The organism is Microbacterium sp. Ld4, assembly GCF_045066555.1.
GTDB lineage: Bacteria > Actinomycetota > Actinomycetes > Actinomycetales > Microbacteriaceae > Microbacterium.
Genome location: NZ_JBISHE010000013.1, coordinates 423885 through 437314 on the forward strand (window position 1 = coordinate 423885; position 13430 = coordinate 437314).

The 13430-nt window shown below is 67.8% G+C and carries 15 protein-coding genes; 5 read left to right on the plus strand and 10 right to left on the minus strand.

The window, feature by feature from the left end:
• Positions 1-106 precede the first annotated feature (106 nt).
• Positions 107-385, minus strand: a complete 279-nt coding sequence (locus ACJJV7_RS12720; RefSeq protein WP_405374200.1) for a hypothetical protein — start codon at positions 383-385, stop codon at positions 107-109.
• Between the two features lie 90 nt (positions 386-475).
• On the opposite strand from ACJJV7_RS12720, the gene ACJJV7_RS12725 reads away from it, so the two are divergent.
• The 3 genes from ACJJV7_RS12725 to ACJJV7_RS12735 all read left to right on the plus strand — a co-directional run bounded on the left by ACJJV7_RS12725 (position 476) and on the right by ACJJV7_RS12735 (position 2437).
• On the plus strand, positions 476-817 hold the full coding sequence (locus tag ACJJV7_RS12725) for a PadR family transcriptional regulator (protein ID WP_405374198.1): 342 nt from the start codon (positions 476-478) through the stop codon (positions 815-817).
• On the plus strand, positions 814-1770 hold the full coding sequence (locus ACJJV7_RS12730; RefSeq protein WP_405374196.1) for a hypothetical protein: 957 nt from the start codon (positions 814-816) through the stop codon (positions 1768-1770). Before ACJJV7_RS12725 ends, ACJJV7_RS12730 begins: the two co-directional genes overlap by 4 nt.
• Positions 1771-1867: 97 nt before the next feature.
• The gene (locus tag ACJJV7_RS12735; protein WP_405374194.1) at positions 1868-2437 is read left to right on the plus strand and encodes an NADPH-dependent FMN reductase; all 570 of its coding nucleotides are present in this window, start codon (positions 1868-1870) and stop codon (positions 2435-2437) included.
• Positions 2438-2531: 94 nt separating this feature from the next.
• Here the strand turns inward: ACJJV7_RS12735 and ACJJV7_RS12740 are convergent, their stop codons facing one another.
• The 5 genes from ACJJV7_RS12740 to ACJJV7_RS12760 all read right to left on the minus strand — a co-directional run bounded on the left by ACJJV7_RS12740 (position 2532) and on the right by ACJJV7_RS12760 (position 8263).
• Positions 2532-2840 carry a hypothetical protein gene (locus tag ACJJV7_RS12740; RefSeq protein ID WP_405374192.1) on the minus strand — a complete coding sequence of 103 codons (309 nt, stop codon included), beginning with the start codon at positions 2838-2840 and terminating at the stop codon, positions 2532-2534.
• A gap of 467 nt (positions 2841-3307) precedes the next feature.
• On the minus strand, positions 3308-3673 hold the full coding sequence (locus ACJJV7_RS12745; RefSeq protein WP_405374191.1) for a hypothetical protein: 366 nt from the start codon (positions 3671-3673) through the stop codon (positions 3308-3310).
• A gap of 110 nt (positions 3674-3783) precedes the next feature.
• Positions 3784-5124 carry an aspartate aminotransferase family protein gene (locus ACJJV7_RS12750; RefSeq protein ID WP_405374189.1) on the minus strand — a complete coding sequence of 447 codons (1341 nt, stop codon included), beginning with the start codon at positions 5122-5124 and terminating at the stop codon, positions 3784-3786.
• Between the two features lie 62 nt (positions 5125-5186).
• Entirely contained in the window at positions 5187-6989 is a 1803-nt protein-coding gene (locus tag ACJJV7_RS12755) for a glycoside hydrolase family 3 protein (RefSeq protein WP_405374188.1), read from the minus strand.
• Positions 6989-8263, minus strand: a complete 1275-nt coding sequence (locus ACJJV7_RS12760; RefSeq protein ID WP_405374186.1) for an MFS transporter — start codon at positions 8261-8263, stop codon at positions 6989-6991. The genes ACJJV7_RS12755 and ACJJV7_RS12760 overlap by 1 nt, the downstream gene beginning before the upstream one ends.
• A 116-nt stretch (positions 8264-8379) precedes the next feature.
• On the opposite strand from ACJJV7_RS12760, the gene ACJJV7_RS12765 reads away from it, so the two are divergent.
• The gene (locus ACJJV7_RS12765; RefSeq protein WP_405374184.1) at positions 8380-9591 is read left to right on the plus strand and encodes a TetR/AcrR family transcriptional regulator; all 1212 of its coding nucleotides are present in this window, start codon (positions 8380-8382) and stop codon (positions 9589-9591) included.
• Positions 9592-9667: 76 nt separating this feature from the next.
• On the opposite strand, the gene ACJJV7_RS12770 is transcribed toward ACJJV7_RS12765, so the two are convergent.
• The 3 genes from ACJJV7_RS12770 to ACJJV7_RS12780 all read right to left on the minus strand — a co-directional run bounded on the left by ACJJV7_RS12770 (position 9668) and on the right by ACJJV7_RS12780 (position 12545).
• The gene (locus ACJJV7_RS12770) at positions 9668-10333 is read right to left on the minus strand and encodes a response regulator (RefSeq protein WP_405374182.1); all 666 of its coding nucleotides are present in this window, start codon (positions 10331-10333) and stop codon (positions 9668-9670) included.
• On the minus strand, positions 10330-11616 hold the full coding sequence (locus tag ACJJV7_RS12775; protein WP_405374180.1) for a sensor histidine kinase: 1287 nt from the start codon (positions 11614-11616) through the stop codon (positions 10330-10332). Before ACJJV7_RS12775 ends, ACJJV7_RS12770 begins: the two co-directional genes overlap by 4 nt.
• An 89-nt stretch (positions 11617-11705) precedes the next feature.
• Positions 11706-12545, minus strand: coding sequence for an exodeoxyribonuclease III (locus ACJJV7_RS12780; RefSeq protein ID WP_405374178.1), 840 nt, complete (start codon positions 12543-12545; stop codon positions 11706-11708).
• A gap of 73 nt (positions 12546-12618) precedes the next feature.
• Between ACJJV7_RS12780 and pyrE the strand changes: the two genes are divergently transcribed.
• Positions 12619-13197 carry an orotate phosphoribosyltransferase gene (gene pyrE, locus ACJJV7_RS12785; RefSeq protein ID WP_405374177.1) on the plus strand — a complete coding sequence of 193 codons (579 nt, stop codon included), beginning with the start codon at positions 12619-12621 and terminating at the stop codon, positions 13195-13197.
• A 7-nt stretch (positions 13198-13204) separates the two neighbouring features.
• Here the strand turns inward: pyrE and ACJJV7_RS12790 are convergent, their stop codons facing one another.
• On the minus strand, positions 13205-13348 hold the full coding sequence (locus ACJJV7_RS12790; protein WP_405374175.1) for a hypothetical protein: 144 nt from the start codon (positions 13346-13348) through the stop codon (positions 13205-13207).
• Positions 13349-13430: the final 82 nt, after the last annotated feature.

The window sequence follows — 13430 nt, forward strand, 5'->3', positions numbered from 1 at the left end:
TCCCTGTGTTCCACGCTAGGGATCGGCGTGAGCGGTGACCTCCCCCGCACGGGGGAGCCGGTTGTACCCGCCGTGAGGGGGAGGGGCGCCGCCGGCGGGCGGACGTTCATCGCCGCGGCGGACGTTCTTCTTTCGAGCGCACGAAGAGCCGGCGGCATGCGAGGAAGACGAGCCAGGCGGCACCGATGACGAGCAGAGCATGCCCGACCGCACCCATGAGGGGGATCGCGGCGGGGACGGGGCCTGTCGCGCCCTCGCCGAACCGATCCTCGTACGCGTTGTAATCGGCGGCCGCCCAGATCGTCGCGACCACGATGATCGCGGCTCCTGCCAGCAGGATCAGGGTCGGGAGAAGCCAGAGCGGGCGTGCTTGTCGGTCGGTCACCTTGGCCACTCAAACAGGAGTGCGCCCGGTGAGCAAGAAGATTCAGCCGGCGATCGATAATAGTCAGATGATCTGAGTATCATGATGTCCATGGCAACGGAGATGCGCGAGCCGACCGTCATGGTCTTGGCGTCGCTGGCGGACGGCGCGAAGCACGGCTACGCGCTCATCGAGGAGACCGAGCGGATCTCGGAGGGGCGCGTGCGACTCAAGGTGGGGACCTTGTACGCCGTTCTCGATCGCCTCGAGCAGGAGGGGCTCGTCCATATCGTGCGGGAGGAGACCGTGAATGGACGGCTGCGCCGGTACTTCGACCTCACGGATGCCGGCGAGAGCCGTCTCGCCGCGGAGGTCGAGCGGCTCGAGGTGACCGCGCGCGAAGCGAAGCGCCGCCTCGCGCTTCGCCCGTCCTTCGGGGGAGGAGTCGCGTGAGCGGCGTCGACCGCGGCGCATTCGAGCGCGCGCTATGGGCGTATCCCGCGCGATGGCGCCGCCGACACGGCGAGGCCATGGTCGGGACGATGCTGGACGAAGCCGAGCACCGGGGCCGACGCGCCCCGACACACGGCGACGCGTGGGCTCTGGCTGTTTCCGGGCTCGGCGAGCGATTCGTGGGCTGGGTTCCGGCGCGCCTGCGGGATGCTGCCGCTCAGGCCGCGCTTGGCGTCGGGTTCGCCCTGGCGCTCGTGATCTTCGTCGGCTACGGGACCGGGCCCGACGGCATCCCGTTCGTACTCGGGGCCGCCATGGCCACGGGCCCGTGGGTGAGCCCGATGGTCGTCACCGTCGCGCTGTGGGTGGTCGCCTTCTCGCTGACGCTCATCGGGGCGGGGCGCGCCGCTCGGGTCGCCCTCGGGCTGGCGACCGCGGCAGCTCTCGCCGTCCCCGCGACGACCGCTCTGCTTCCGGGGTGGGGCTCGGTCGCGACGATGACGGTCGTGACGCTCGCCCTGCTCGGGGTCGTCGGAACCATCGGGACGGTGCGGTCGCGCATCGGTCTCGCGGCGACGTCGCTCGGGGTCATCATCGTGATCGGCGGTGGCCCCTGGATCTACGGACGCTCCGCCGGAGCCGGAACAGACCGAGGGTTCTGGCTTTCGCTGACACCCGAGGCCTGGGCGTGGCTGACCGGCATGGTCGTCGTCAGCGCTGCGCTGACCGCCGTGGCGAAAGCGTGGCGAGTCGCCCTGCATCTGTGCGCGCTCGCCGGAGTGTTTGCATTGCTGCTCGTCGCGCGGTCGGCGATGTGGGACCCATGGCTCGGGGCCTTCGCGGTGACGGTCGTCGCACTGGTGCTGTTGATGGTGCTCGGCGGCTATGTCGTCGGTGCCCGGGTGGCTCGCGAGTCCCTCGCCCGGCGTGGCCGGGGAGCCACTGCCGGCTGAGAGAACTCTATGCGCGGGAATGAGGTCGTTGCGGGGCGCGTTGGGACCACCGGATGCCGCGACTGCGGCCCCTTTTCCGTTCGACCCTGGAGGACCCATGACCGACCGCACCATCGGCTACATCGTCGGCAGCATCTCGTCGACCTCGATGAACCGCAAGCTCGCCAAGGCCCTTGAGCGCCTCGCCCCCGAGGGCACGACGCTCGTCGAGATCCCGATCAAGGATCTGCCGTTCTACTCGGTCGACCACGACGGCGCGTTCCCGCAGGTCGCCGTGGACTTCAAGCAGGCCATCGCCGATGTCGACGGCGTGATCATCGTCACGCCCGAGTACAGCCGCTCGGTTCCGGGTGTGCTCAAGAACGCGCTCGACTGGGCGTCGCGCCCCTACGGTCAGGGCGTCTTCGACGGCAAGCCCACCGCTGTCATCGGCACCTCGCCCAGTGGCATCGGCACCGCCGCCGCGCAGCAGCACCTCAAGGCTGTGCTGAGCCACTACAACGCCCCCACCCTCGGACAGCCCGAAGGCTACGTGCAGAGCACGCCCGGCCTGTTCTCGGATGACGGCGAGGTCACGAACGACGAGACCGCCGGCTTCCTCCTCGGCTACCTCGAAGCGTTCAACGCGCTCGTCGACCGCTACGCCAAGGTTCCCGCGTCGGTCTGACCGCGCCCCGCAGAACGGCCCCGCATCCTGCTCGGATGCGGGGCCGTTCTGCGCTCGCCGAGCGGCCCGGCAGCGGCCCGCGGATCGTGCTCGCTCAGTCGGTGAACTGTGTGTCGGGATCCTCGACGGCCCCGGCGTCATCTGCGCGCGCCGCCCGGATGGCCTCCTGATACTGCTCTTCTGCGGGCAGGTGGGTGAACGGTGTCGCGTACGGGTCGGGAGGTGTGGCGTCGAGCGTGTCGATGATCTCCCGCCGGTCGAGGCCCCACAGCTGCTGTGCGGGAGCGGACAGGGCGAAACGCGGCGATGGCCTGTTGTCGCGGCCGAGGATCGTCTCGCCCCGCCCCGCAACCCCGTCCTCGAAGGCGCAGGACCGACGACGGCAGGATCGGCGCCCACTCATCGAACGTCGCAAAATCCACGAGTGGCATGAGGTACGTCCCTCCGACATCGAACCGGACTGCATCAGGTTCGACGAGAGTGATCGCCTCATCTCGGTCGCCGCCAGTCCAGACGTACGCGTTATAGGACGTGGTGAAGGATTCGGGCGGGGCCACGTAGTTCTCGGGGTGCCACAGCGTTTCGAGCACGTCGAACGTCACGAGTTGGACGGCGTACCCTTCGCCGCATTCTTCCTCGTCGGGCGAGACCGCTTCCCGAGATTGCGCTTTATCGGTCACTTCGGCGACCACGACAGCGTCGACGTAGGTGACCCAGTCGGTCAGCGACTCAGAGGGAAGAGCAGCGAGGCCTTCGCCTGTCAGCATCCGCACCTCGCCCGGGGTCGAAGGCCCGCACCCCGATACCAGAGGGACGACGAGCGACAGCGGTGCCAGCAGACCGAAAGAGGTGCGCTCCCTCGCGGTCGCCTCAGGGCGACGATGGACGGGTCGGCTGCGTGCCACTATCGCGCGGGCGTGCGGCACGGTGGCTCCCCGCGGGGCTCCATTCCGGCAGGTCGGCCAGTCGGGGGTCGTCGGGCAGACGCGCCATCGAATGCGCAGTGACGACGACCTGCGCCCCCGGGGCCGGAGTCGACAGGAAGTGCTCCACGCAGGCGACTCGGCTCGTCGACCCGAACCCGTTCCAGAGAAGCTCGTACGCGACCGGATGCTGAGATTCCGAAAGACTCACCGCCTCGTCGATGCGAGGCAGGACATCGGTTTCGATGCCGCGGAAGACTGTCCAGCCGATGTCGTTACCCGGTTCACCGACCGCACTGAGCCGGTGAACCACTCTGATCTGCAAGTTCCAACACACCACGTCCCTATCCTCGCGCGTGTTCGGGCGTTCAGGTCGACAGTCCCGTCGCTGCCGCCGTTCGCAACCCTCGGGCGCGGTGGAGGTCAGGCCTCGATGTCGGTGACGATCTCCTTCACCACCTCGATGTAGGACGTGATGTCGTCGTCGGTCATCGCCAAGGACAGTGAGAATTCGCCGCGGGCAACGGGGAAGAATCCCCGGTTGGCGAGTTCGAGCGAGAACGTCTGCGTCTTGTCGGCATCCACGTTCCGCCAGTGGTCGCGTTGGGTCTGCACGGTCATCCCCGATTCCAGGCAGTACGCGTACGCGAGAGAGGAGTAGCCGCTCCCGAAGATCGTGAACGGGCTCCTCCTGCTCGCAGTCCATTCGCCCACTTCGGACAGGATGCGTCGGGCCATCGTGTTCAGACGGTCGTACGCCGCCTCGTCGAGTGCGCTCATGCATGCGATGCCGGCGATCAGCGCGAGCCGGTGCCCGTGGTGAGTCCCCGAGATCGGCACACGACCGTCGGCGAGCACACCCATGATGTCTGCTCGTCCACCGATCGCGCCGAGCGGCAGTCCCCCGCCGATGATCTTCCCCATCACGGTGATGTCCGCATCGATACCGTACGAGTTCTGCATGCCGTGGAACGCGGCGCGCAGGGTCATCGTCTCGTCGATGACGAGCAGGATGCCGAGTTCGGCGGTGACGCGGCGCAGCATCCGCACGAAGTCCTGCCGCAGGACGACGTGGCCCCCAGCGCCGCTCTCGAGTTCGACGATCACGCAGGCGAGCTCGTCGGCGTGATCGCGGAGGATGCGTTCGGTTCCTTCTTCGTCGTTCTGCGTGAGCATGACGACATGCTCGACAATGGCCGCGGGGATGCCTTCGCTGTCGGCGACCGGGCGAGGGTCGCTGTCGGACCCGTACTCGCTCCCCCCGTGGGGATGAGCGGACACGCTCACCGGATCAGTGAAGCCGTGGTAGCCGCCCTCGAACTTGGCGATCAGGGTTCTTCCGGTGAACGCGCGCGCAACGCGTACTGCACTCATCACGGACTCCGACGCGGAGCAGGAGAACTGCACCATCTCGATCGACGCGACGCGATCGATCAGGATGCGGGCGAGTTCCGCCTCTTCTGCGACCGGGTTGCCGAATGACGTTCCGGAAGGGATGGCTGCGATGAGCGCATCGCTGATCGTCCGGTTGCCGTGGCCGAGGATGTTGACGGTGAAGTTATTGTTCAGATCCAGAAGACGGTGACCGTCGGCCGTGTCGATGTACGCACCCTCGCCGCCCTCGACGAACACCGCGTGCGGGCCGAAGTTGAAGGAGGTGCGACTGTATCCGCCGGGGATCACCGCCCGGCCTTCGGTCGTGAGCTGGGCAGAGGTCGCAAACTTCTCGCTGAAGCGGCGAGCAGCGGATTCGAGCGTGAGCAATGTGTTCTCCCTGGTCGGTCCCGGTGGCGGGGTTGTGCGTGGCCTGATCAAGCGGGGGTGGTTCAGTGCGCGGGGAAGGTGAGTCCGTGGCCGAACGTGAAGAGCGGATCCGCAGTGTCGAAGGGCACGTCGGAACGAGATGACAGAACCGCCTCCATGCTCGAGGGGACGTCGAACGGAAGCTTGCCCCGAGGGCTGTCGCGGCCGGTGAGGACATCGAGGAGCGCGTGGGGGTCGGCTCCGAAGTTCGCGATGACCGCAGTTGCGGAGTCGACGATCGGACCGAGGATCGCGGGCCGATCGAGGAAGACGTCCACGATGGTCGGGACATGGGTCGCCACGCGCTCGATGTGATCGATCAGGTCGGCGGAGAACTCGAGAGATCCAGCGTGGAAGTAGTTCTCGAACGACGTCACGCGCTTCTCGAAAGGGGCGTGGATGCGCAGGATCGCGACGTCTGCCTCGGAGGGATCGTGAACGACGACGCCGTACTGCGACGCGACAGTCGCCTCGATTCCCTCGACGTAGAGCCGCAGTCCTGAGGTCAGAGGAAGGAGGGGGCGGCCCGATGTCTCGTGATTGGTGAGCAGCGTCAGCGATGCGCGTTGCGCGCTGAGGCCCGCCTCCCGGAACTCGGGCGCCCCGACGATCTGGGCAGCGCGAGCTTCGTCGACGTAGGGGTTGTCGAAGAGCCCGAGGGTGAACTTCTCGCGCAGAAGCCTGCGGGCCGATTCGTCGAGCCGCTCCTCGGTGATCTCTCCGGCTTCGACCAGCTGCACGAGCATGTCTGGACGTGCTTCGCCGCCCAGTTGGTCGACGCCGGCATCGATGGCTTTGCGCATCCGTTCGCGCGGAGTCAAGTGCTCTACGCCCCAGGCGCGGGCGGGGAACGGCTCGCCATCGACGACGGCATCGGTGAGAAGGCCCCAGTCTGTGCAGACGATGCCGTCGAACCCGAGCTTCTCGCGGAGCAACGTGGTGATGACGGATTTGTTGAAGCCGAAGCCGACTTCTTCGTAGTCGGTTCCCACGGGCATGCCGTAGTACGGCATCATCTGGGTCGTTCCCGCGGCGATGGCAGCGATGAACGGCGTGAGGTGGTGGTCGAACATTCCGCCGGGATAGACCTGTTCACGGCCGTAGGCGAAATGCGGGTCCTCCCCGTCTTTCTGGGGCCCGCCGCCGGGAAAGTGCTTCGTCATGGTGGCGACGGAGGTCGGGCCGAGTTCGGTGCCCTGGAAACCGCGGATGTAGGCGGTTACGAGCTGGCTGGTCAGCTCGGCATCCTCACCGAACGTGTCCAATTGCCGCGCCCATCGCGGCTCGGTCGCGAGATCGACCTGCGGGTGGAGGGCTACTCGGATGCCGACGGCCGTGTACTCCTGGCGCGCGATGTCGGCGAACTTCTCCACCAGCTCGTGATCCTGCGTCGCGGCGAGACCAAGTGCCTCGGGCCAGACCGAGAACGAGCCGGCGAGGAGCCCCGCCAGAGGGTTGTCACTGTAGGAGTTGCGCGGATCGGTTGAGATCGTCACAGGAATGCCGAGACGCGTTCGCGCCGCCAACCGTTGGATGTTGTTGTTCCACGCCGCCATGGCCTCGGGAGTGCCACCGGTGAGCAGATTGAAGTGATTCATGTGGCGAGCGACGACGTACTCGCGGTTGGAGGGCAGATCGAACTCCCGGTCGCCCTCGGAGAGTTCTCCGTCGGGGCCCATGGTGATCATGGTGTGGAAGAACAGGCCCGCCTTCTCCTCGAGGGTCATCTGCCCCAGGATGATCTCGACGCGTTCCGACACTGTCCGGTCGGTGTCGAAGTAGCTCCTGTCGACCTCGCTGTGCTCCTCATTCGACAGACGATGCATCACTTGGTTCCTTTCACGCGGTAAACGACGACGGCGCCGGCGAGAGCGGCCGCGGCACCCAGCAGGTAGAAGAGTGAGTACCCGCCGATCGCGGTGGTGGCGCCGAATCCGATCACCGCGGGGGCGATGGCGGGCGCGATGGACTGCGGCAAAGCGTTGGCGATGTTGATCACGCCGAGGTCTTTCGCCGTGTCCTCGACATCGGGCAGCACCTGTGTCGCCAGGGCGAGGGACACGGAGAGGAAGGATCCGATGCCGAATCCGATCAGGCCCTGACCGAGGATGACCATGCTCACGTCGGGCGCGAAAGCGAGGACGACGAGGCCCGCGACCATGATGACGCCAGCGGCGAGCACGAACGGCTTCCGGCGGTTGAACCGGTCCGACAGGTAGCCCGCGAGGGGCCCTGAGATCGCTTGCGCTCCGACAGCGGCGAGGTTCGCGATGACGATGACTCCGATCGCTTCGGCCTCGGAGAGCCCGAAGTCGTCGGTGAGATACAGCGGGAGGAAGGTCGCTACGCCGGCGTATCCGAACATCACGAGGAACGTGGTGAGCCACGTCCAGCCGAAGTCGGCGTTCTTGCGGGGGTTGAACGCGAACGAGCCCAGGAACTCTTTGACGCCGTATCGGTCCGCAGGGCGGACCAGGCGGACGCTGTCTTTGAGAAGGAGAGCGAAGAGGACGGTGAACGCCAATCCGATCGCGCCGGGCACCGCGAAGCGAGCGACGTCGGAATCGAGGAAGTTGACCGCGAACGTCCCGCCGAGAATTCCCAGCGATGTCGTTATGCCGATGATCCCGGAGGCCAGGCCGCGACGCCAGACCGGCACCTTGTCGGCGATGGTCGCGTTGAGTGCGGAGAGCGCGCCGTTGAGTGACGCCTGGACGAGGCACCATCCGGCGAGCACCACCCACACGTTCGGGGCGAGACCGATCATCACGAGGGCGCCGAATCCGACGGCGGTTCCTCCGATGAGCCATGGTCGGCGCATCCCGAGCCTCGACATCGTTCGGTCAGAGAGCCGGCCGACGAGCGGATTGAAGATGATCGCGAAGAGACTCCCGACGCCCATGACGAGGCTGAGCGCTCCGAGTGATTCCTCACGGCTCGACGTGACGTGATCCAGCTTGAACGCCAGCGAGACGAAGACCGGCGTCAGAACCGCGAGATAGATGCCGAAGTTCGCGAGGCCCAGTGTGGGCAGATACGCGGCGGATACGGGTCCCGCAGGTACGGAACGGGTAGGGGATGGAGTGGACTGCTCTGTCACGACGTGCTCCTTGGAATCATCAGATGGACGTTCGTGCTCACTGTAACTGAATACGGCCTTCGTTGTAACTGAAAGTCGACGCGAATGTAACTATTGGATTTCGCGCTCGTGACAGGATGGTCAACGTGAGTAGCTCGCAAGAGACCCGAGCCGACGCTGCTTGGCGGACGAGGCAGCGCATCCTGGAGGAAGGCCGCCGCGCCTTCGCGGAGGACGATGTGCTCGCGGTATCGCTTCAGAACGTTGCAGACCGGATAGGGATATCGCGCCCTGGGCTGTTGAAGCACTTCGCCTCGAAGGACGCCTTACTGGACGCCGTCGCTCACCTCTTCGCCGAGGAGACTCACCTGGCGATGGGATCGGAGGCTCTGTCTGCCGCGGTCGCCGACCGGTTGTGGAGCGACGTCGATGGTTACGCGCCGCTTTCGGCCGTCCTCCTCTCGCGCGCGATGACCGGTCCTGAACGCGCCGCCGCAATGGCGCATCACCGACGGCTTCTGTCGGCCCCATCGAGGGATGCTGATCCCACGCGGGAGTCGACGTCTGCGGGCGATGACGGTGTGATCTCCGACGATGTGCGACGCCGGGTGGCCGCGTGGGAGGGGCTCTCGGTGATCGGCAGCTATCTCCCCGAGGTGGATCCTCCGGCGCTCTTCGCGCGCGGGATCAACAGGGGCGACGAGGCCGGGTCGGTGACGCCGAGCATCCGACCGCCGGTCCTGTCGCTGGACACGCTCTTGGTGAATCGCGCGGGATACGAGCCCGGGCACCGCCGGCGTGAGGGGATCGTGTCCGACGCTATCGCGGTGTTCGCCGAGAACGGGTTCGGGGGCACCACGATGAAGGAGATCTCGGAGCGGGTCGATGTGGCGCCGTCGACATTGCGACACCACTTCTCCAGCAAGACCGAGCTCTTCGCCGAAGTGATGCGGCAGCGCGACAGTGCGCTGGTCGCCAGGCGCGCAGGAATCCTCCTGGACCCCGCGGAAGAACTGCTCGCAATCGGCGCCGAGGCTGCCCGGGACGCCGAGGTGGAGAGCGGTCTGATCGGCTTGTACGCCGTGCTGTCCACGGAGGCGGTCTCGGGCACGCATCCGGTCCACGGGTACTTTCAGGAGCGATTCGTCCGCACGATCGCGTACTTCGAGAACCTCTTCGCCCGGACGGCATCGGACCGCGGACTCGACCTCGACGCTCGGTTCGAAGCGATCTGGCTGATCGCCATGTGGGATGGCCTGCAGTACCAATCCATGCTCGACGAGGAGTTCACCCCCTTCGACCTGCCCCGCATCCTCGACGCGCACATCTCGCAGACGCTCCAGGGGTGATCCCGCGCGGTCGCGCTCACGCCTGTACGGAGGGTGCGACGACGAAGAACCCACCCCCGGGTGACGCCCCCACCGATCAGGCGAGGCCGTGACGGTGCGCGTAGACCACGGCGGCGACCCGGTCGCGGGCGCCGAGCTTCTGCAGCACGTTCGACACGTGCGTCTTCACGGTGGCCTCACCGATGAACAGCCGACGGGCGATCTCGCCGTTGCTCATGGCCTGAGCGAGCAGGCGCAGCACTTCGGCTTCGCGGTCGGTGAGGTCGACGGCGAGCGCGGGAGCGTCGGCATCCGTCTGGCGTGCGGGGCTCGCCCCGCCTGAGGAGGCGAAGCGCTCGATCACCCGCTTGGTCACGGCCGGTGCGAGCAGCGCCTCGCCGTCGTACGCCACGCGCACCGCATGGGTGAGCTCTTCGGGGCCCGCGTTCTTGAGCAAGAATCCGCTCGCGCCGGCCGCGAGCGCCTGGAACAGATAGTCGTCGCGGTCGAACGTGGTCACGACGACGACGGATGCCGTGTTGTCGGGGTCTGCGACGATGCGGCGGGTCGCCTCGAGGCCGTCCATGTCGGGCATCTGCACGTCCATGCAGATGACGTCGGGACGCAGATCGGATGCCGCGGCGATCGCCGCCGCCCCGTCGCCGGCTTCTCCGACGACCTCGATGTCGCCCGCCGCTTCGAGGATCATCCGGAAGCCGGCCCGCATCACGGCGTGATCGTCGACGAGCAGCACCCGGATCATGCGGGCACCTCCGTGGCGGCATCCGTGGTCGCCGTGGCGGTGTCGGAAGCGCCGGCCCGGATCGGCACGACCGCCCGCACGAGGAAGCCGCCGCGGTCACGCGAGCGCGCCTCGAGCGTGCCGCCCGACGCGGTCGCGCGCTCCCGCATGCCGACGAGCCCGAGGCCCGCGCGCCCGCCGAGGGCGATGCGGCCGGTGTTGGCGACCTCGAGCTCGATCGTCTCGGCTCCGTAGCGCACACGCATGTCGGCGGTCGCGGCGGGGCCACCGTGCCGGCGCGCGTTGGTGAGCGCCTCCTGCGCGATGCGGAACAGGTTGAGCTGCACGAGATCGGATGCCGCGACGGGCTCGCCGACCACGGACAGCGTCGTGGGCAGCCCGTTCGCGTTCGCGTGGGCGACGAGGTCGGGAAGGCCCGAGAGCCGCACGGTCGACCCGCCCGGGGCGTCGGCGTCGGGCGTCCGCAGGGTCTCGAGCAGGTGGCGGAGCTCGGTGATCGCGCTGCGCGCCGACGTCTCGATGCCCGTGAGGGTGCGCCGTGCGGCATCCGGATCGCGGTCGAGCACGGTGCGAGCCGCCCCGGCCTGCACGCCCATCGCCGAGACGTGGTGGGCGACGACGTCGTGGAGCTCGCGGGCGATGCGCACCCGGTCGAGCGCGACCGCCTGAGCGGCCGTCCGCTCGCGTTCGACCTCGAGCTCGGCCGTGCGCTCCTCGAGCGCGGCGTGCTCGATCGCGCTCGCGTAGGCGCGCTCGCCGAAGAGGTAGGCGCCGCCGAAGAACGCGATGTTGATGAGGAACTGCAGCATCGAGAACGCGGCGAACGGGGAGAACGGGCCCTCCTGCGAGAGGGGTCCTTCGCTCGTCGCCGTCTGGAACATCGTGACCAGCAACCAGATGAACATGCCGATGATGACGGCGATGCGCACCGTGGCTGCGCGGCGACGGTCGGCGACCCACGCGCCGACCGTGTAGATCCCGATGAACAGCGCCACGTTGCCGACGTACACCTCGGGGATGCGCACCGAGACGCCCGTGAAGTAGGTCACCGACACCACGACGAGAGCGATGCTCGGATAGCGGCGGCGAAGCGCGAGCGGCAGGGTGAGGGCGGCGGCGTACAGCAGACCCCAGACGATGTCGGGGTGCTCGCCGCCGTAGATGCCCGAGACGGTGCCGAGCGAGACGCTGAGGATGCCGGCCGCGAACAGGCCGACGGCCAGCCAGGTGTCGTGACGCACCTCGGTCGACGTGACCTGGCGGCGCAGGAGCGATGCGGACATCCCTCCACGCTACGGGGACGGCGGCCTCGCGGCATCCGTCGCGCGGGGGAGGGCGCCGGTCAGAAGATCATGCGACGGGCGGGCGCCGGTCAGAAGATCATCGGGCGGTCGTCGTCGTCTCCGTCGCCCAGGTCGATGTCGATGACCACCGGCACGTGGTCGCTGGGGATCTCGCCCTTGCGCTCAGCCCGGTGGATCTCGGCGGCGACCACGGCGTCGGCGAGCGCCGGCGACCCGAGGATGAAGTCGATGCGCAGCCCCTCGTTGCGGGGGAATCGCAGCTGCTTGTAATCCCAGTACGTGTAGCCGGTCGGCACGAGCGGGCGGACGGTGTCGCTGAGGCCGGCGTCGAGGAGCGCCTGGAACGCCGCGCGCTCTTCGGGCGAGACGTGGGTCGTCACGCCTTCGACGACCGTGGGGTCGCCGTTGTCGGCATCCGTCGGCGCCACGTTGAAATCGCCCACGAGGGCCAGCGGCAGCGACGGGCTCGTCTCGAGGGTCTTCTGCGTGTAGGCGCGCAGCGCGTCGAGCCAGTGCAGCTTGTAGGCGAAGTGGGGGTCGCCCAGGCCGCGGCCGTTCGGAACGTACAGGCTCCAGACCTTGACGCCGTCGATCGTCGCGCCGATCGCGCGCGCCTCCTGCGGGGCGTCGGGGCCCTCGTGTCCCTTCAGGAAGCCCGGCATGTCGGGGAAGGCGTACTCGACGTCTTCGATGGGCGTGCGGCTCGCGATCGCGACGCCGTTCCACTGATTGAGGCCGTGCGTCTCGACGTGGTATCCGGCCGCTTCGAACGCCTCGTAGGGGAACTGCTCGGGCTTGCACTTGATCTCCTGCATCGCGAGCACGTCGATGTTCTCGCGCACGGCGAAGTCGACGGTGCGGACCACGCGCGCGCGGATCGAGTTGACGTTCCAAGTGGCAAGACGCATGGGTCCAGCCTATTTCGGCGGGTGGGATGCCGTGACGCGGGGGCCCGGCATCCGCTCGCCCTAGACTCGGGTCGTGACCGTCGCCTCCACGCCCGCACTCGAAGCCGACCGCCAGAGCCTCATCGCGCTGATCCAGGACGAAGCCGTCTTCCACGGCGACTTCACCCTGTCGAGCGGCAAGAAGGCCACCTACTACGTCGACATGCGCAAGCTGACGCTCGACCACCGCGCGGCGCCGGCCATCGGTCGCATCATGCTCGACCTCATCCGCGACATCGACGGCATCGTCGCGGTCGGCGGTCTGACCCTCGGCGCCGACCCGATCGCCAACTCCGTCATGCACGAGTCGGCGCGCACCGATGCCCCGCTCGACGCGTTCGTCGTCCGCAAGGAGCCGAAGGATCACGGCCGCGGCCGTCAGGTCGAGGGAGCCGACGTCGTCGGCAAGCGGGTCGTGGTCGTGGAAGACACCTCGACCACGGGCCAGTCGGCCCTCAAGGCCGTCGAGGCGCTGCGCCGCGAAGGCGCGGAGCCGGTCGCCGTCGCCGTGATCGTCGATCGCAAGACGGGCGCGCAGGCGGCCGTCGAAGCTGCCGGTCTCGCGTGGCTCGCCGCGATCGATCTCGACGACCTCGGCCTGGCGCCCCAGTAAGACCCGGTTACGACTCGAGGTCGTCCCACGGGTTGCCGCCCGTGTCGTCGTCTTTGCGGCGACGGACCATCTGCACCACCACGATCACGAGCGACGTCACCATCGTCAGGCCGACGACGGCGAACAGCAGGTTCTGCTCCAGCTCGTTCATCGAGGCTCCTTCCGGTCGGTTCTCCCACTCTGACACCTTTCGGCCTCGGTGCGGGGGCGGCGGCCCATCCGCGCCCCGGATT